The sequence below is a fragment of the Pseudonocardia sp. HH130629-09 genome, assembly GCF_001294645.1.
Lineage (GTDB): Bacteria > Actinomycetota > Actinomycetes > Mycobacteriales > Pseudonocardiaceae > Pseudonocardia.
The window spans coordinates 2,473,599-2,491,741 of the sequence record NZ_CP011868.1 but is presented as its reverse complement, the minus strand read 5'-3'; the positions used below and the strand labels follow the sequence as shown (position 1 = coordinate 2,491,741).

The window sequence follows — 18,143 nt, the reverse complement described above, 5'->3', positions numbered from 1 at the left end:
CGACGGAGATCCTCCTCGGCCACGGCGCCTTGGCCACCTACGATGACGGAGGTGTCGAACAGTGACCAGGCCTCGGCGTTCGACGAGGCCGCTCGACCCCGTCCCTCCGGCGGGCACGACGCCGTCCACCACGTCTGTCCGTTGAACGAGGTGCTGGACCGGGTCAGTGGGAAGTGGGCGATCGGTGTGCTCACGCTCATCGGTGCGGAGGAGGTCGCGCGGTTCACCGAGCTCTAGCGGGGCATCCCGGGCATCAGTAGACGGATGCTGACCTTGACGCTGCGGAACCTGGAGCGGGACGGGTTGCTGACTCGCACGGTGTACGCGACGGTGCCGCCCAGGGCGGAGTATCGGTTGACCGAGGCGGCCCGGGAGCTCGCGCGGACCCTGTCGCTGCTCACCGACTGGGCCGAGCGGCACCAGACGCACGTCCAGGTGTCCCGGCTCGACTACGACGAGACCCACTGAGGCAGCGTGAGCAGGCGGTCGCCGTCCGGGCCGTGATCACCACCCACACGACGCCGGGTCGGCTCAGGAGCCGAACGCCGCCACGAACTGCTGCACCGACGTCGCCCGGTAGACGGTGTTCGTCCGCTGCACCTCGGCCAGCGGGGCGTGCGACGCCGGGGAGTAGCGGTGCCCCGGGTACACCGTCGGGTTGCCCTTCAGCGCCGCCAGCTGCTGCAGTGAGTGGTACATCTGCGCGGTGTCGCCGCCCGGGAAGTCGGTGCGCCCGCAACCCTGAAGGAACAGGGTGTCCCCGGCGACGAGCCGGTCGCCGTCCGGGTCCGGCACCAGGAAGCACTGCGAGCCCGGGGTGTGGCCGGGGGTGTGCAGCAGCCGGATCGCGACGTTCCCGACCTCGACGACGTCGTCGTGGTCGTGCGGGGTCAGGTCGGTCGCCGACAGTCCGGTCACCCGGGTCACGTAGTCGGCCTCGGCGCGCTGCACGTGGATCGGCACCGGGTGCGACCCGATCAGCTGCGCGACGCCGACGAGGTCGAAGCCCATCATCGTGCCGCCGACGTGGTCGGGGTGATGGTGGGTGGCGAGCACCCCGGTCAGGCGCATGCCGTCCGCGTCGAGGGTCGCGACCAGCTCGTCGGGGGAGTAGGCCGGGTCGACGACGACGGCCTCGCGGGTCTCGTCGTCGCCGATCAGGTACGAGAAGTTGACCATCTGGGTGGCCACCTGGTCGCCCACGGCGTAGTCCTGGCCCGACAGCAGCTGGCGGAAGTAGAGACCCATGGCCGCGACCCTAGACATAGGGTTCGGGGCATGTCCCACCCCGCCCGGCGCGACACCCTGCGCGCCCTGCTCCCCGCCGCCGGACTGGACGCGCTGCTGGTCACCGACCTGCTCGACGTCCGTTACCTCACCGGGTTCACCGGTTCCAACGCCGCCGCGGTGATCGCCGTCGACCCGGGGGAGGACCTGCTCTGCACCGACGGGCGCTACCGCGTCCAGGCCGCCGAGCAGTGCCCCGGCCTGGAGATCCTCGTCGAGCGGCCGAGTGCCCCGGCCGCCGCGGCCCGCGTCCGGGCCGGGCGGACCCTCGGCTACGACTCCGCGACGCTCACCGTCGACGGCCTGGCGGCCGTGCGCGACGCCGTCCCCGGCCGCCGGCTGCGCCGGGCACCCGGCCTGGTCGGGCGGCTGCGCGCGGTGAAGGACGCCGACGAGGTCGAGCGGATCGCCGCCGCCTGCGCGCTGGCCGACACCGCGCTGCGCGGCCTGCTCGACGACGGCGGCCTGCGCCCGGGACGCACCGAGGCCGACGTCGCGCGTGAGCTCGACGACCGGATGCGCCGCCTGGGTGCCGACGGCCCCGCCTTCGACACCATCCTCGCCGCGGGCCCGCACTCCGCGGTGCCGCACCACCGCCCCACCGGCACCGAGCTGCGTCGCGGCGACCTCGTCAAGATCGACTTCGGGGCGGCGCTCGACGGCTACCACTCCGACACCACCCGGACGTTCTGCCTGGGCCCGGCCGCGGACTGGCAGCGTGAGCTGCACGCCCTGGTCGACGCCGCGGCGGCGGCCGGGCGGGCCGCGCTCGTCGACGGGGCCTCGGTGACCGCCGTCGACGCGGCGGCCCGGGACCTCGTCACCGCCGCCGGGCACGGCGAACGGTTCCTGCACGGGCTCGGGCACGGGGTCGGGCTCGCGGTGCACGAGCCGCCGTGGCTCGCGACCACCGCCACCGGCCGGATCGACGCCGGCACCGTCGTGACCGTCGAGCCGGGCATCTACCTCGACGGGCGGGGCGGGGTGCGGATCGAGGACACCCTGCACGTGGCCGCGGGCGGCCCGGCCAGGGCACTGACCGGGCTGCCCCGCGAGCTCATCGAGATCTGAGCGCCTCCCGCCACGGCACCGTGGCACCGATCCGCAGCACGGACCGTTCGTACACGCGGGCCCCGGCGCGGGCCAGCAGCGCCACGGCGACGATCATGACCAGCGCCGAGCCGGCCACGTGCCAGGCCGAGACGGTGCCCTGGGCGACCATCAGCGGCATGAGCATCGCCGGGAACGGCGGGATCCACGACAGGACCTGCAGCGCCATCGCGTCCGGCGAGCCGAGGTACCAGAACGAGGCGCCGTACATCGCGAACAGCAGCATCATCAGCGGCCCGGTCGTCGAGTTGACGTCCTCCTGGCGCGACACCAGCGACCCGGCTGCGGCGTAGAGGACGGCGAAGAAGGCGTAGCCGAGCACGAACCAGGCCAGCGCCGCGCCGAACACCCCGACCGCGGTGCCGGTGATCGTCAGCAGCCCGGTGGCGAGCCCGGTCGCGATCCCGACGACGCCGTAGAGCAGCAGCTGGACCAGCCCGGCCGCGCCGATTCCCACCACCTTGCCCCAGAGCAGGTCCAGCGGGCGGATCGTGGACAGCAGCAGCTCCACCACCCGGCTGGACTTCTCCTCGACCACGCCCATCGCGACGGTCAGCCCGAAACCGACGATCTGCAGGAACATCACGATCAGCACCGCGAAGGACAGCGCCGACCGCTGCCCGGCCTCCGGCTCGGCGGGGTCGAGTGCGTCCACGGTCAGCCCGGCGGGCGGGGTCGCGGCCGCCAGCTGGGACGGGGTCACGCCCACCACGGCGAGCCCGACGCCGGTGGCCCGGTCGGCCAGTGCTGCGTCGAGGACGGCCCGGGTCGCCGGGGCGAGCTCGGAGTCGACGACGGCCGTCGCGCCCGGCCCCGAGTGGTCGCCGAGCAGGGCGACGTCGAGGTCCCCCGAGGCGACGGCGGCCCGGCCGTCGCCGGCGGAGGCGATCTCCCGGACGTCGACGGGTGACCCGAGCCGCTCCGCGGCGGAGGTGACGGCGGCGGCCAGTGCCGGGTCACCGGCGACGCCGACCGAGGGCCGGTCGTCGCCCGTGCCGAACAGCGAGAAGGCGATCATGCTGCCCGCGATGAGCAGGAGCATGATCGCGTTGCTGACCCAGAAGCTGCGTTTGTGCACCTGCACGCGGAACTCGCGACGGGCGACCAGCGCGACCGCGCGCCGCGCGGGCAGGGTGGTGGACGGGGCGCTCATGCGACGACCTCCCGGTACAGATCGGTCAGCGACGGGGTGGTGACCGTGAAGCCGTGCACCGGTCCGGTGGCGAGCGCGGCGGCGAGGACCCGCTGGTCGTCGACGCCGTCGCCGAGCGCCAGCACGGTGCGGCCGCGCTCCTCGGCGAGCACGGTGACCCCGGCCAGCCCGTGTGCCCAGCCGGGGCGGGCGGCGGGGGCGCGCACCTCCAGCCGGGTGCCGCCACCGCGCCGGACCTCGCCGACGGTGCCGACGGTCCGCATCCGGCCGGCCACGAGGATCCCGACCCGGTCGCAGAGCCGCTGCACCAGGTCGAGCTGGTGGCTGGAGAACAGCACCGGCACCCCGGCGCGGGCCTTCTGTCGCAGCACCTCGCTCATCACGTCGACGGCCACCGGGTCCAGCCCGGAGAACGGTTCGTCGAGCACCAGCACGGCCGGGTCGTGCACGAGTGCCGCGGCGAGCTGGACGCGCTGCTGGTTGCCCAGGCTGAGCGCGTCGACGGTGTCGTCGAGCCGGTGGTCGACGCCGAGCTGCTCGGCCCAGCGCAGCACCGCCCGGCGCGCAGCGACCCGGTCGACGCCGTGCAGCTCGGCCAGGTAGGCGAGCTGCTCACCGACCTTCATCTTCGGGTACAGCCCGCGCTCCTCGGGCATGTAGCCGATCGTGCGGCGGACGTCGAGGTCGACCGGGCGCCCACCGAGACGGACCTGTCCGGAGTCCGCCGCCAGCACGCCCAGGGCGATCCGCATCGTCGTCGTCTTCCCGGCGCCGTTGGAGCCGACGAAGCCGAAGATCTCGCCCGGGCGGACGTCGAAGCTCACTCCGTCCAGGGCGACGGTGCCGCCGTAGCGCTTGGTCAACGCGTCGATCTCGAGTGTGGCGCCGGTGTCCGCCACCGGCCCGGCCCGGAGCTGTTGCTGCTGTGTGGTCATCGGTCCCTCCCCCGCTGTGGGCACCGACGCTAGGAGCCGGGGGTGCCCTCGCGGATCGGCGCGAAGGACGAGATCGGTGCCGCGGCGGGGTCGTCCTCGCGGACGAGCGGGCTGCGGGGCAGCACCGCGCGGACCGTCCAGCCCCGACCGTCGCCGGGGCCGGTGTACAGCTCGCCGCCGAGCAGCGCGACCCGTTCCCGCATCCCGAGCAGGCCCAGGCGGGAGCCGGTGTCGTCGGGCCGGTGGCCGGTCACCGGGCCGTCGTCGTCGACCTCCACGACGAGGGGTTCGGCGGCGCCGCCGTGGACGACCCGCACCCGGGTGGGGGTGGGCCCGGCGTGGCGCAGGGTGTTGGTCAGTGCCTCGGTGACGATGCGCCGCGCGAACAGCTCGGCCTCGCCGGGCGTCGGCGTCGGGGAGCCCTCGACCGTCACCGTGACCGGCAGCCCTGCTGCGCGTGACGGTGCGACCAGGGCCTCCAGCGCGGCGGGGGACAGGTCCGCGCCGTCCGGGTCCGGCCCCAGGTCGGCGAGGGCGGGCAGCGCCTCGGCGACCCGGCGGGCCGAGTCCGCGATGTGCCCGAGCGCCTCGGCGCGGGCCGCCGGGTCGGCGGCGAGCCGCGCCGCCCCGGCCTGTACCGCCACCGCAGAGACGTGGTGGGCGACGACGTCGTGCAGGTCGCGGGCCACCCGCAGGCGTTCGCAGGTGAGTGCGTCGCGCACCCCGGCCTCGGTGAGCGCGCGTCGCCGGGTCGCGGTGTCGAGCCGGTGGTGGCGGACCGCGACCCCGGCCGCCCACAGCGGCACCACGGCCAGGAAGCTGAGCACGACCACCGACGCCGGGGTCCCGAGCCGGTGCCACACCCCCGTCAGGACGCCCCCGGTGAGGACGATCAGCGTCGACACCGACACCGCCACCGCGGACGTCACGACCGGCGCCGTCGACGCCGCGCCCCACACCAGAAGTATCCAGGTGGCCTCGGCGAACGTGTTGGATCCGTCGAGCATGGTCGCGACGAACGACGCCACTCCGGCGAGCAGCAGCGCCGGCACCGGCGCGGTCCGCCACCACGTGACGAGTGCGAACTGCACCGCCACGACCAGCGCCGCGGCCGGGTTCCCCCACGGCAGCTGCAGCAGGCGCAGGAGCCCGTCGACGACCACCAGCCCGGTGTCCACGTCGCCCGCCGAGGAGACGAGCGCACCGACCAGCAGAGCCGGGACGACGAACGCGACGAGCGCCCACAGCCCGGCCCGGTCGGGCAGCGGCATCCGGCGACGCTGCGCGGACGCTGCCGGGACCGGGGCCGGCACCGGGACGACGAGGTGTCCCGGCTCGGCGGCGGCGGTGGCGGCGGGGGCGCGGAGCACGCCCAGGACCCGGCGCATCGCGGCCAGCACGGACCGGGCCCGTTCCCGCGCGGCCCGCAGGTCGGCCTCGGTCGCGTCGGGGCCCAGTGCCCCGGCCTGGGCGACCAGGCTGCGCAGACCGCTGAGCACGCCACCGCCGATCTCCTCGGCGATCCGGGACCGCTCGGCGTCCAGCGCGGTGCCGTGCTGCAGCCGGTCGGTCTCGGCCCGTTCGCGCTCGGCGCGCAGCGCCGCGGACCGGCTCCAGCGCCCCGCCACGGTGGCGATCACCAGCATCGGCATCACGACCGTCGCGCCGCCGACGATCAGCCCGGTGTCGGTCGCCACGTCCGCCGAGACCGGCAGGCGCAGGAGCCCGGCCAGTCCGAGCGAACCGAGCCAGGGCAGGGCCACCCACGCCGCAGCACCGACCGGGCCGCGCTGCGGCGCCCGTGCGACGGAGAACGCGAGCAGCGGCCACACCAGCGCCGCGGCCCCGCCGAGGAACGCGATCCCCGGGGCGGAGATCACGGCCAGGACCAGGTAGGCACACCGCGGCCGCCGGCGGCGCAGCAGCATCGCCGCGGCCGCCGCCAGGCTCAAACCCACCGCCAGTGCCACCTCCAGCGGCAACGGCAGCCGGTGGACGTAGCCGTAGGTGTTGACGACCAGGGTCGTCACCATCTCCTGGGCGGCGAGGAGCAGCGCCAGGACCGCGAGCGCGATGTCCCCGGCGCGGCTGCCGGGCAGCGGTGCAGGGGGAGCGTCCGCGCCGGGCTCAGCCGTTGGCACCGGCCGCTCCCACCAGCCCGTGCTCGTAGGCGAACACCACCAGCTGGACCCGGTCGCGCAGCCCCAGCTTGGTGAGCAGGTTCGACACGTGGGTCTTGACCGTCGTCCCGCCCAGCACCAGCCGGTCGGCGATCTCGGCGTTGGACAGCCCGGCGGCGACCAGCCCGAGCACCTCCCGCTCCCGCTCCGTCAGCGCGGCGGCCGGCCCGGCCTGCGCGGGCGGGTCGGTCGGGACGAACGAGCCGACGAGCCGCCGCGTGACCGACGGCGCGAACAGCTCGTGCCCTGCGTGCACGGTGCGTACCGCGACCTGCAGGTCCTCCGGCTCGACGTCCTTCAGCACGAAGCCGGACGCGCCGGCCCGCAGCGCGTCGTACACGTGGCGGTCCAGGTCGAAGGTCGTCACCACCAGCACGCGGATGCCGGGGTCGCGCAACGCGCGGATCCGCCGGGTCCCCTCGATGCCGTCGGTGCCGGGCATCCGCACGTCCATCAGGACGACCTCCGGACGCAGCGTCTCGGCCAGCTCGGCGGCCTCGGCGCCGTCCCCTGCCTCCCCGACGACGTCGATGTCCGGTGCCGCCGCCAGCACCGTCCGCAGCCCCGCCCGCACCACGGCCTGGTCGTCGGCCACCACCACCCGCACCGTCATGGCGCCCATCCTGGCAGGTCGCCCGCCCCTCGGGCTGGCCGGTGAACCCGGTGGCGGTACCCTGACCGACGCACGAATCCGAGATCCGAGCAGGAGAGCGCGCACGTGGCGACCACGAACGACCTGAAGAACGGCCTGGTCCTGAACATTGAGGGCCAGCTGTGGACCGTGACGGCGTTCCAGCACGTCAAGCCCGGCAAGGGCGGTGCGTTCGTTCGCACCACGCTGAAGAACGTGATGTCCGGGAAGGTCGTGGACCGGACCTTCAACGCGGGCACCAAGGTCGACACCGCGACGGTGGACCGCCGCGACATGACCTACCTGTACCGCGAGGGCACCGACTTCGTCTTCATGGACGCCGACACCTTCGACCAGATCCCGATCCCGGAGAAGGCGGTCGGCGACGCCGCGCGCTACCTGCTGGAGAACGCCACCGCCCAGGTGTCGCTGCACGAGGGGGAGCCGCTGTTCGTCGAGCTCCCGACCTCGGTCGAGCTGGTCATCTCCCACACCGACCCGGGCCTGCAGGGTGACCGCTCCACCGGCGGCACCAAGCCCGCGACCCTGGAGACCGGCGCCGAGATCCAGGTGCCGCTGTTCCTGGAGAGCGGCACCAAGGTCAAGGTCGACACCCGGGACGGCCGTTACCTCGGCCGCGTGAGCTGAGGTGCGCGCACGCACCAAGGCCCGTAAGCGGGCACTGGACATCCTGTTCGAGGCCGAGGCCCGCGGTGAGGACGCGCTGTCCGTGCTCACCGCGCGCCGCGAGACCGACGACGCGCCGCCCGTCCAGGACTACGCGGCGCGGCTCGTCGAGGGTGTCGCCACCCACCAGGAGCGGATCGACCAGCTGATCGCCGAGCACGCCGAGGGCTGGGACGTCGACCGGATGCCCGCGGTCGACCGCGGCCTGCTGCGGCTCGGGATCTACGAGCTGCTGTGGGTCGACGACGTCGACGACCCGGTCGCGATCACCGAGGCCGTCGAGCTGGCCCGGACGCTGTCGACCGACGACTCCCCGCGCTACGTCAACGGGGTGCTGGGCCAGATCTCCGACATCGCCGAGCACCTGCGCGCCACCCTGTAGGCCCCGGCCGCTCGGTGCCGGTGCCCGAGCGGTCCCGGGCGGACGGTGGCCGCGTCCCCGCCGCCCCGGGGCCCGGGCCTGACCCCGGTCCGTCCTCGGAGCCGACCGCGCCGCCCCCGACGAGCACCGTCGCTGCGACCGGCGCGGTCGGCCCTGCACGTGTGCGCCCGACCCCGTCCCTGGATTGCAGCCGACGCGGATGGTGACGTCGCGGTAGAGCGCGCCGGTCGTCGCCGACGTCCGACTCCGCGGCGCTGTTCGGTCGCGGCCCTCACCTGCTGGTCGCCCCCAGGACACGATCCCCGGCCCCGGCGGTGTCCGCCGCCGGCCTGCCGATGCCCCCGCGCAGCCTTGCCCCGCAGCTGCCGTTCGACGGCGCGCCGCATCGACCCCGCCACCTGGCGGCTATCCCCGCGTCGGCGGGCGGACGAGCCTCGGCGACGAGTACACCCGGCCGCTGCCCGCCGCCGGTCCTCCTCGGATCCGCCGTACCCGGACGTCCTGACCGGGGCCCCGAACCCGATCGAGAACGGCGGCAGGCGCGCGCTCATCTGATCGATCGTTCACAACGGAGAGCGCGGTCGGGAGACCACCGACGCCGACGGCGGGACCGCACCCCGTCCACGCCTGCGCCGCCTCGGCCACCCAGGCCGCAGCCCGCGTCTCCTCGAAGGCGAGCTCCGGGCGGGAGTGGATGCGTCGGCTCAGCCCGACGACGTCCCGCTCGATCTCGCCGATGCGCCGGGTGGCCGCCTCCTTCGCCCGCGCGGCGGTCACGCCGCCACCGCCGTCGCTCGCCGTGTGACGGCAGCGGCGAACCAGCGCACCGGTGCGGCCTGCCCCTCGTCCTCACGACCGGTCGCCTCCGGATGCCACTGCACGGCGAGCACGTCGTGCTCGGCGTCGGAGAACGCCTCGACGACCCCGTCGTCGGCCACCGCATCCACGGTGAGTCCCGCGCCGAGCCGGTCGACCGCCTGTGGTGCCCGGAGGCGATCAGCAACCGGGGCGCACCGACCTCCTCGGCCAGCAGCGACCCCGCGCGGAGCGCGACCTCGTGCCACGCCCACCGGGGGCCGGCCGCGGTCGAGTCGCGGTGCAGCACCGTTCCCGGGGGCAGGTCGGGCACCAGCGTCCCGCCGCGGACGACGTTGAGCACCTGCAGCCCGCGGCAGATCCCGAGCACTGGAACGCCGGCGGACAGCGCGGCCTCGGCGAGCCCGCAGTCGAGTGCGTCCTGGTCGGGCTGCACGCCGTAGACCTCGGCGCACGGCTGTGCGCCGTAGCGCACGGGGTCGATGTCGTTCCCGCCGGGCAGCACCGGGCCGTCGAACCCGTCGAGGTGGGTCTCCCGGACGAGCACCGCCCCGAGCCCCCGGGCGGCGATCATCGCCACGACGTCGTGCAGCAGCCGGCGTGCGGAGGCCTCGCGGGGGTCGGTCGTCGACGAGTCGAGCCGGTCGGGGACGGCGATACGCAGGGGCCTTCGCATGGTGGGGCCTCTCAGGTGTTGGTGGGGAAGCCGAGGTTCAGCCCCGCGTGGCTGGGGTCGAGCCAGCGGGTGGTGACGACCTTGGCGCGGGTGAAGAAGTGCACGCCTTCGGTGCCGTGGGCGTGGGTGTCGCCGAACAGGGAGTTCTTCCAGCCGCCGAAGCTGTAGTAGGCCATCGGGACGGGGACCGGGACGTTGACGCCGATCATGCCGACCTCGACCTCGTTCTGGAAGCGGCGGGCGGCGCCGCCGTCGTTGGTGAAGATCGCGGTGCCGTTGCCGTAGGGGTTGGCGTTGATCAGCTCCACGGCGTCGGTGTAGGTCGCGACGCGCACCACCGACAGGACCGGGCCGAAGATCTCGTCGGTGTAGACGCTCATGTCGGGGGTGACGTGGTCGAGCAGGGTGGGGGCGATGAAGAAGCCGGCCCCGTCGGCGTCGAACTCGCCCTGTCTGCCGTCGACGACGACGGTGGCGCCCTCGGACTCGCCGGCGTCGATGTAGCCCGACACCCGTTCCTGGGCCGCCCGCGTCACGAGCGGTCCCATGTCGCAGGAGCGGCGGCCGTCGCCGGTGCGCAGGTCGCGGGCGCGGTCGGCGATCTTCGCGACGAGGGTGTCGGCGATGTCGCCGACGGCCACCAGCGCGGACACGGCCATGCAGCGTTCACCCGCGGAGCCGAACCCGGCGTTGACGGCCTGGTCGGCGGCGAGGTCGAGGTCGGCGTCGGGGAGGACGACCATGTGGTTCTTCGCCCCGCCGAGTGCCTGGACGCGCTTGCCGTGGGCGGTACCGGTCTCGTAGACGTGGCGGGCGACCGGGGTGGAGCCGACGAAGCTGATCGACTTGACGTCCGGGCTGGTCAGCAGGGTGTCGACGGCGGTCCTGTCGCCGTGTAGGACGTTGAACACGCCGTCGGGCAAGCCGGCTTGCGACCAGAGTTCGGCGATCCAGAGGGCGGCGGAGGGGACCTTCTCCGACGGCTTGAGCACCACGGTGTTGCCGGTGGCGATCGCGATGGGGAAGAACCACATCGGGACCATCGCCGGGAAGTTGAACGGGCTGATGATCCCGACGACGCCGAGTGGCTGGCGGATCGAGTGGACGTCGACGCCGGTGGAGGCGTTCTCGGTCGCCGAGCCCTTGAGCAGGTGCGGCATGCCGCAGGCGAACTCGACGACCTCCTGGCCGCGGGCGACCTCGCCGGCGGCGTCGGAGAGGACCTTGCCGTGTTCGGCGGTGATGAGTGCGGCCAGCTCCGGGGCGCGGGCATCGAGCAGCTCGCGGAAGCGGAACATGATCTGGGTGCGCTTGGCGAGGCTGGTGTCGCGCCAGGCGGGGAACACGGCCTTCGCCGCGGCGATCACCGTGGCGGCCTCGTCGGCGCTCGCGAGGGGCAGGTGCGCGGTGACCTCGCCGGTGGCGGGGTCGGTGACCTCGCAGGTCCGCCCGGAGGTGCCCTCGACCCGCGTGCCCGCGACCCAGTGGTGGAGCGTCTTCTGCAGCGTGCTCGTCATGATCCTCTTCCGTGTCGGGGCCGTGGTCGGACGGCGGACGCGGCGTCGCCGGTCGTCCGCCGTCGGATCCGCTCCATCTCGTCGGACCCGGTCTACCCGCAGACGAGCCGGAGAGCGACCTGCACGACGTCACCGCGGTCGTCGGGGCGAGTCGCTCGACCCCGTTCGCTGTTGCCTACCGCGCGCCGGGCTCACCGGGTGCTCGGACCGCTGGGGGTCGAGGGCGCCCCCGTCGACGTGATCCTGGCTCGCTGCGCGGAGCTGGTCGACCGGGCGGTCGTGCTGGAGGACCTCTCCCACCGGGTCATCGGGTTCGCGGGCGCATCCGCACCGGAGGACATCCTGCGCGACTGGACGGCGCGCTCACGGCAGGTCCCGCCGGCGGCGGACACGATCCGGGGCGGGCCGGAGCGGTGGATGGCCATCCCGGTGGGGCTCCGCCGCGCCCGGTGGGGGCGGCTGGTGGTGCCCACCCGGGTCGACCGGTTCGAGGCCGAGGACGTGGCACTGGTCCTCGAACGGGCGGCCGAGGCGGTGACGATCACCCGTCTGGTGGGCGGGCCTGCCGAGGAGCTCGAGGTGATGGCCGTCGAGCGGCTGATCCGGGACGTCCTCGGCGGACACGGCGGCGACGAGGCGGCCGTCGGGGCCAGGGCACAGGCCCTCGGCTTCAGCCCGGCCGGGGAGATCGCGGTGCTGATGGCCCGCGGGCGTGGCGGGGACGGCGGGCCCGATGCCGAGCTCGTCGAGCAGTCCGGCGCGGCGGTGCACCGCATCCAACGAACGGCCCTGGTCGGACGGGTCCGCCGCAACCTGGTCCTGGCTCTGCTCGACGGGGTCGACGACCGCTCGGCGAGCGAGCTCGGGGCGGGGGCGGTGGCCGTCCTGGCTCTCGGGCCCCCGGTGCGACGATGGCGGGAGCTGGCCGAGGCCCTCACCGAGGCCGAACAGATCGCCGGCATCGCCCGGCCCACGCGGCCCGGTGAGGCGGTCCGGGTGTCGCGCGGGCGGCACCTCGGTGTCCGCAGGCTGCTGTGGCAGCTGCGCGGCGAGGTACGACTGCACGCCTTCGTCGACGAACAGCTCGGACGGGTTCTCGCGCTTCCCCACGGACGACGTGAGGACACGCTGCGCATGCTCGAGTCCTACCTGGACTGCAACGGGGTGATGGCGGTGTTCGCCCGCTCGCTGCACCTGAGCCGGGCCGGGGCCTTCGCGCGGCTCGACACGCTGCGACGTGTGCTCGGCGCGGACCTCGGCGACGCGGAGGTCCGGACCGGACTGCACCTGGCGATGCTGGCGCACCGGGCCGCGACCGGTGACCAGCCGGCGCCGACCCCACCGTGAGGTGCGCCGCGCGGCACACCGGCCCCGCGCGCGGTGGCCGGGCACCGCGGGACGAGGACGGCGGCCGGGGGACTGTGCGAATACCCCGGCCGCCGTCGTGCCGGTCGCGTCACCCTTCCCCTGGGACGCGGCCGGCGGGGCAGATCATCCCACGTGCTGTCCGGGGCGTGCCTCGGGAGGCAGGACACCCCAGTCGATCAGCTGGTCGGTCAGCTCGCCGGGGGACATGTCGTAGATGATCGCGAGCGACCGCAGGTCCTCGGCGCGGATCGAGAGCACCTTGCCGTTGTAGTCGCCGCGCTGGCTCTGGATGGCCGCGGCGTAGCGGGCCAGCGGGCCCACCTTGTCCGCGGGCAGCTGCTGCAGCCGCTCCAGGTTGATCACGATCTTCGTGGCGGGCTCGCTGCCGGACGGGATGCGGCCCTCGGGGAGCAGCTCGGCCACCGGGACGCCGTAGAAGTCGGCCAGCTCGGCCAGCTTCTGCACGGTGACCGCACGGTCCCCGCGCTCGTAGGAGCCCACGACGACCGCCTTCCAGCGTCCGCCCGACTTCTGCTCGACGCCGTGCAGGGAGAGCCCCTGTTGCTGCCTGATCGCCCGGAGCTTGCCCCCGAGCGCCTTGGCGTAGTCGCCCATCGATCTCCTCGTTCCTGACGGTCCGTACCGGTGAGGACGGACCGGCGGTCACCGGTGGCATGGTCGCGCCTGCCGCGTCATCGCCCCTGTGGATGGTCCCGTTCGGGGCGGCAGCTCCGGCGGGGGGCCGGCCTCCCGGCCGTCCCGTGTGTTGCGGCGCTGCTGCACGCGTGCTGATTGATGCTGAGTGATTGCTGATTGATACGGAGAGTAATCCTCCGGGTCCGGTCCGGCGTGGTCAAGCTCGACCCCCTGCTCGGGGGGTTGACGAGCGGTTTCCCACACGAACGGGGCAGTCCGTGTCCCTCGACAGCGGTAGCGCAGGGTACGGGTGCCGACTCCGCCACCCGCCCCTGTGGGTGCGCCTGGGCGGAATCGGGTATCGCAAGTCCCGTCCGGCCCGGCCGTCGATCATCGCGCATCGTGACGGGAACGTGACCTCGAACGAGTGATGCCGTTGTGGTGCGGCTCGCGGTGTGACGCGCTGCGGCCGACCCGCGCGGCACCTGCCGGGTTGATAGGTTGACGCACAGCTCTTGCACGACCGTCCTTTAAGACCCGTCCGGTGAGGCGGGGAAGGAGACCACCTCGTGGCGCAGAACCGCCGCGGGGACGCCGACGCGCAGCAGCCCGCACGGGAACTGCTGTCCGCCGCCGACGTCACCCGCACCGTCGCGCGCATCGCGCACCAGATCATCGAGAAGACCGCGTTCAGCGCCGAGGACCCCGACGGGCTCGTGCTGATGGGCGTCCCCACCCGCGGCGTGCACCTGGCCCACCGGCTCGCGGCCGCGATCACCGACTTCGCCGGCGCCGCGCCGGCGGTCGGCTCGGTCGACGCCACCCTCTACCGTGACGACCTGCGCCGCGGCCCGGCCCGCGCGCTGGAGTCCACCGCGGTGCCCGAGGGCGGTGTCGACGACCGGCTCGTCGTACTCGTCGACGACGTCCTCATGTCCGGGCGCACCACCCGCGCCGCGCTCGACGCCCTGCGCGACGAGGGCCGCCCGCGCGCGGTGCAGCTCGCCGTGCTGATCGACCGCGGCCACCGGGAGCTCCCGATCCGCGCCGACTACGTCGGCAAGAACGTCCCGACGTCGCGCTCGGAGCAGATCCTGGTCTCGCTGACCGAGATCGACGGCGGCGACGGCGTCTGGATCACCCAGGGAGAGGGGGACAGGTGAGGCACCTGCTCTCGGTCGCCGACCTCGACGCCGCCGAGGCCACCGCGCTGCTCGACACCTCCGACCGGCTGCGTCAGGCGCTGCTCGGCCGTGAGGTGCGCAAGCTGCCGACGCTGCGCGGCCGCACGGTCATCACGATGTTCTACGAGAACTCCACCCGCACCCGGGTGTCGTTCGAGATCGCCGGCAAGTGGATGAGCGCCGACACCGTGAACGTGTCGGCGTCGGGCTCGTCGGTGTCGAAGGGCGAGTCGCTGCGCGACACCGCACTGACGCTGTCGTCGATGGGGGCGGACTGCGTGATCGTGCGCCACCCCGCGTCGGGGTCGGCGCACCGGCTGGCGCACTGGGTCGATGCCGACCGCGAGGTCACCGGCACGCCCACCGCGATCGTGAACGCCGGCGACGGCACCCACGAGCACCCCACCCAGGCGCTGCTCGACGCCGCGACCCTGCGCGACCGGCTCGGCGGCATCGCCGGGCGTCGGATCGGGATCGTCGGCGACGTCCTGCACTCGCGGGTGGCGCGGTCCAACGTGCTGCTGCTCGCGACCCTCGGCGCCGAGGTCGTGCTCGTCGCGCCGCCGACGCTGCTGCCCACCGGCGTCGAGTCCTGGCCGTGCCGGGTGGCGCACTCCCTCGACGCCGAGCTGCCCGCGCTCGACGCGGTCATGATGCTGCGCGTGCAGTCCGAGCGGATGCACGGCGGCTTCTTCCCCTCCGCGCGCGAGTACGCGGTGCGCTTCGGGCTGTCCGAGGACCGCGCGAAGCTCCTGCCCGACCACGCGGTGGTCCTGCACCCCGGCCCGATGATCCGCGGCATGGAGATCGCCCCCGCGGTCGCCGACGCCCCCAACGCCGCCGTCCTGGCCCAGGTCCGCAACGGCGTGCACGTGCGGATGGCCGTCCTCTACCACCTTCTCGCCGGAGCTCCCGAATGACCGACCTGCTGATCCGCAACACCCGGCCCTACGGCGGGGACCCGGTCGACGTGCTCGTCACCGACGGCGTCGTCGCCACCATCGGCACCGGGCTGACCACGCCCGAGGGCGCCGAGGTCCTCGACGCCGACGACGCCGTGCTGCTGCCCGGCTTCGTCGACCTGCACGTGCACCTGCGCGAGCCCGGCGGCGAGGAGTCCGAGACCATCGAGACCGGCAGCCGGGCCGCCGCCCTCGGCGGGTTCACCGCGGTGTTCGCGATGCCGAACACCACCCCGGTCGCCGACTCCGACGTCGTCGTCGAGCACGTGCGCCGGCGCGGCGAGGAGATCGGGCTGGTCGACGTGCACCCGGTCGGCGCGGTCACCGTCGGCCTCGGCGGCGAGAAGCTCGCCGAGCTCGGCACGATGGCCGCCTCCCGCGCCGCGGTGCGGATGTTCTCCGACGACGGCCGCTGCGTGAACGACCCGCTGATCATGCGCCGGGCACTGGAGTACGCCTCCGCGATCGACGTCGTCATCGCCCAGCACGCCGAGGACCACCGCCTCACCGGCGGCGCCCAGGCGCACGAGGGCGCCGTCGCGGCCCGGCTCGGGCTCGCCGGATGGCCCGCGACGGCGGAGGAGACGATCGTCGCCCGGGACTGCGCGCTGGCCCGCGAGGCCGGGGCGCGGCTGCACGTCTGCCACATCTCCACCGCCCGCACGATCGACGTGCTGCGCGCGGCCAAGGCCCAGGGCGTGCGGGTGTCGGCCGAGGTCACCCCGCACCACCTGCTGCTCACCGACTCCCGGCTGACCGGCTACGACCCGGTGAACAAGGTCAACCCGCCGCTGCGCACCGCCGACGACACCCGCGCGATGCGCGAGGCGCTGGCCGAGGGGGTGATCGACGTCGTCGCGACCGACCACGCCCCGCACGCCGCGCAGTACAAGGACACCGAGTGGCAGGCGGCGAAACCGGGCATGCTCGGCCTGCAGACCGCGCTGTCGGTGTTGGTCGAGACGATGGTGGAGCCGGGCCTGCTGGACTGGCACGGCGTCGCGCGGGTGCTCTCGGAGCGCCCCGCGGAGATCGGGAACCTGCCCGACCAGGGCCGTCCGATCGCGGAGGGGGAGCCGGCGACGTTCGCGCTGGTCGACCCGGACGGGGTCTGGACGGTCCGTGGAGCGGAGCTGGCGAGCAAGGCGGCGAACACGCCGTACGAGGGAATGCGGCTGCCCGGAACGGTGGTCGCGACGGTGCTGCGGGGACGCATCACCGCGCAGGACGGGAAGGTTGTGCAGTGACCGCGCTTTTGGTTCTCGAGGACGGACGGATCTTCCGCGGTGAGGCCTACGGCGCCACCGGGCAGACCCTGGGTGAGGCCGTGTTCACCACGGCCATGACCGGCTACCAGGAGACCCTCACCGACCCGTCGTACCACCGACAGATCGTGCTGCAGACCGCACCGCAGATCGGCAACACCGGCTGGAACGACGAGGACGACGAGTCCTCCGGCATCCAGGTCGCCGGCTACGTCGTGCGCGACCCCGCCCGGCGGCCGTCGAACTGGCGGGCCACCGGCACCCTGGAGGACGCGCTGCGCACCCAGGGGGTCGTCGGCGTCGCCGGGATCGACACCCGCGCCGCGGTGCGCCACCTGCGTGAGCGCGGCGCCATGCGGGCCGGCATATTCACCGGCGACGCGATCGCCCCGGACGACGAGCTCGTCGAGCGGGTGCGGCAGTCCCCGCCGATGGAGGGCGCCGACCTCTACGGCGCCGTGACCACCGCCGAGACCTACGTGGTGCCCGCGGTGGGGGAGCGGCGCTTCGTCGTCGCCGCCCTCGACGTCGGCATCAAGTTCAACACCCCGCGGATGATGGCCGCCCGTGGCATCGAGGTGCACGTGCTGCCAGCCTCGAGCACCATCGAGACGGTCGAGTCGCTGCGCCCGGACGGCTTCTTCCTGGCCAACGGCCCCGGTGACCCGGCCACCGCCGACGGTCCGGTCGCGCTGGCCCGGCAGGTGCTGGAGCGCCGGATCCCGCTGTTCGGCATCTGCTTCGGCAACCAGATCCTGGGTCGCGCGCTGGGGCGCGAGACCTACAAGCTCCGCTACGGCCACCGCGGCGTGAACATCCCCGTCGTCGAGCACGCCACCGGGCGGATCGCGATCACCTCGCAGAACCACGGGTTCGCGGTCGCCGGGTCGCCGGGGGAGGAGTTCGACACCCCCTACGGCCGGGCGCAGATCAGCCACTACTGCCCCAACGACGACACCGTCGAGGGCATGACCGGGCTGGACTTCCCCGCCTTCTCCGTGCAGTACCACCCCGAGGCAGCCGCGGGCCCGCACGACGCCGCGGACCTGTTCGACCGGTTCGTCGCGCTCATGACCGAGCACCCGGTCGGCTACGCCGGCGTCGCCGGGCAGCGGCCCGAGGGCACCGCGCCCGCGTCGTACCCGCAGCTCGAGTCCGACCCCGTGTCCGAGTCCGAGCCGGAGCCCGCGCCTGCGCCGGGGATGACCGCCCAGCCCGACCCGGCCACGCCGCCGTCGGCGACCGCGGCCCCGTCGGTCGACCTGCGGCCCACCCCGCCCGCTCCGTCACCGGGCCCGGCCCCGGCCGCGGGCGGGTTCGAGCCGGGCAGCCCGGAGGTCCCGCATGCCGGGAC

14 protein-coding genes and 3 pseudogenes are annotated in these 18,143 nt (G+C 74.2%); 9 read left to right on the top strand and 8 right to left on the bottom strand.

Annotated features, from left to right (window positions below):
- Positions 1 to 42: 42 nt before the first annotated feature.
- Positions 43 to 468, top strand: a pseudogene (locus XF36_RS11470) (winged helix-turn-helix transcriptional regulator).
- Positions 469 to 531: 63 nt separating this feature from the next.
- On the opposite strand, the gene XF36_RS11465 reads toward XF36_RS11470, so the two are convergent.
- Positions 532 to 1,248 (bottom strand): MBL fold metallo-hydrolase, encoded by a 717-nt coding sequence (locus tag XF36_RS11465; protein ID WP_060711973.1) that lies wholly within the window; start codon positions 1,246 to 1,248, stop codon positions 532 to 534.
- A 30-nt stretch (positions 1,249 to 1,278) separates the two neighbouring features.
- Between XF36_RS11465 and XF36_RS11460 the strand changes: the two genes are divergently transcribed.
- Entirely contained in the window at positions 1,279 to 2,358 is a 1,080-nt protein-coding gene (locus tag XF36_RS11460) for a M24 family metallopeptidase (RefSeq protein ID WP_060711972.1), read from the top strand.
- On the opposite strand, the gene XF36_RS11455 is transcribed toward XF36_RS11460, so the two are convergent.
- From XF36_RS11455 to XF36_RS11440, 4 genes are read right to left on the bottom strand one after another with little or no spacing between them, the layout of a single operon-like run.
- A complete protein-coding gene (locus tag XF36_RS11455) occupies positions 2,345 to 3,550 on the bottom strand; it encodes an ABC transporter permease (protein WP_060711971.1) in 1,206 nt (401 codons plus the stop codon). The two genes, XF36_RS11460 and XF36_RS11455, sit on opposite strands and share 14 nt — an antisense overlap.
- Positions 3,547 to 4,485 carry an ABC transporter ATP-binding protein gene (locus XF36_RS11450; protein ID WP_060711970.1) on the bottom strand — a complete coding sequence of 313 codons (939 nt, stop codon included), beginning with the start codon at positions 4,483 to 4,485 and terminating at the stop codon, positions 3,547 to 3,549. Before XF36_RS11450 ends, XF36_RS11455 begins: the two co-directional genes overlap by 4 nt.
- 29 nt (positions 4,486 to 4,514) lie before the next feature.
- Complete coding sequence (locus tag XF36_RS11445; protein ID WP_060711969.1) at positions 4,515 to 6,626, bottom strand: sensor histidine kinase; 2,112 nt, start codon at positions 6,624 to 6,626, stop codon at positions 4,515 to 4,517.
- Complete coding sequence (locus XF36_RS11440) at positions 6,613 to 7,278, bottom strand: response regulator (protein ID WP_060711968.1); 666 nt, start codon at positions 7,276 to 7,278, stop codon at positions 6,613 to 6,615. Before XF36_RS11440 ends, XF36_RS11445 begins: the two co-directional genes overlap by 14 nt.
- Positions 7,279 to 7,383: 105 nt before the next feature.
- Between XF36_RS11440 and efp the strand changes: the two genes are divergently transcribed.
- Together efp and nusB are read left to right on the top strand one after the other, a co-directional pair.
- Entirely contained in the window at positions 7,384 to 7,944 is a 561-nt protein-coding gene (gene efp / locus XF36_RS11435) for an elongation factor P (RefSeq protein WP_020625794.1), read from the top strand.
- A gap of 1 nt (position 7,945) precedes the next feature.
- The gene (nusB, locus tag XF36_RS11430; RefSeq protein WP_020625793.1) at positions 7,946 to 8,365 is read left to right on the top strand and encodes a transcription antitermination factor NusB; all 420 of its coding nucleotides are present in this window, start codon (positions 7,946 to 7,948) and stop codon (positions 8,363 to 8,365) included.
- Between the two features lie 773 nt (positions 8,366 to 9,138).
- Here the strand turns inward: nusB and XF36_RS33995 are convergent.
- Positions 9,139 to 9,755, bottom strand: a pseudogene (locus XF36_RS33995) (gamma-glutamyl-gamma-aminobutyrate hydrolase family protein).
- 113 nt (positions 9,756 to 9,868) lie between these two features.
- Positions 9,869 to 11,374 (bottom strand): CoA-acylating methylmalonate-semialdehyde dehydrogenase, encoded by a 1,506-nt coding sequence (locus XF36_RS11420; protein ID WP_082375340.1) that lies wholly within the window; start codon positions 11,372 to 11,374, stop codon positions 9,869 to 9,871.
- A 198-nt stretch (positions 11,375 to 11,572) separates the two neighbouring features.
- Between XF36_RS11420 and XF36_RS11415 the strand changes: the two genes are divergently transcribed.
- Complete coding sequence (locus XF36_RS11415; protein WP_060711966.1) at positions 11,573 to 12,721, top strand: PucR family transcriptional regulator; 1,149 nt, start codon at positions 11,573 to 11,575, stop codon at positions 12,719 to 12,721.
- Positions 12,722 to 12,865: 144 nt separating this feature from the next.
- Here the strand turns inward: XF36_RS11415 and XF36_RS11410 are convergent, their stop codons facing one another.
- Positions 12,866 to 13,357, bottom strand: a complete 492-nt coding sequence (locus tag XF36_RS11410) for a transcriptional regulator (protein WP_020625790.1) — start codon at positions 13,355 to 13,357, stop codon at positions 12,866 to 12,868.
- A 590-nt stretch (positions 13,358 to 13,947) separates the two neighbouring features.
- On the opposite strand from XF36_RS11410, the gene pyrR reads away from it, so the two are divergent.
- The 4 genes and pseudogenes from pyrR to carA all read left to right on the top strand — a co-directional run.
- Positions 13,948 to 14,541: a bifunctional pyr operon transcriptional regulator/uracil phosphoribosyltransferase PyrR gene (gene pyrR / locus XF36_RS11405; protein WP_060711965.1), complete on the top strand. Its 594-nt coding sequence runs from the start codon at positions 13,948 to 13,950 to the stop codon at positions 14,539 to 14,541.
- Entirely contained in the window at positions 14,538 to 15,482 is a 945-nt protein-coding gene (locus XF36_RS11400; RefSeq protein ID WP_020625788.1) for an aspartate carbamoyltransferase catalytic subunit, read from the top strand. The genes pyrR and XF36_RS11400 overlap by 4 nt, the downstream gene beginning before the upstream one ends.
- Positions 15,479 to 16,771, top strand: a complete 1,293-nt coding sequence (locus XF36_RS32950) for a dihydroorotase (protein ID WP_060711964.1) — start codon at positions 15,479 to 15,481, stop codon at positions 16,769 to 16,771. Before XF36_RS11400 ends, XF36_RS32950 begins: the two co-directional genes overlap by 4 nt.
- Positions 16,768 to 17,862, top strand: a pseudogene (gene carA, locus XF36_RS33990) (glutamine-hydrolyzing carbamoyl-phosphate synthase small subunit); the annotation flags it as partial. The gene XF36_RS32950 and the pseudogene carA, both read left to right, overlap by 4 nt.
- Positions 17,863 to 18,143 lie beyond the last annotated feature (281 nt).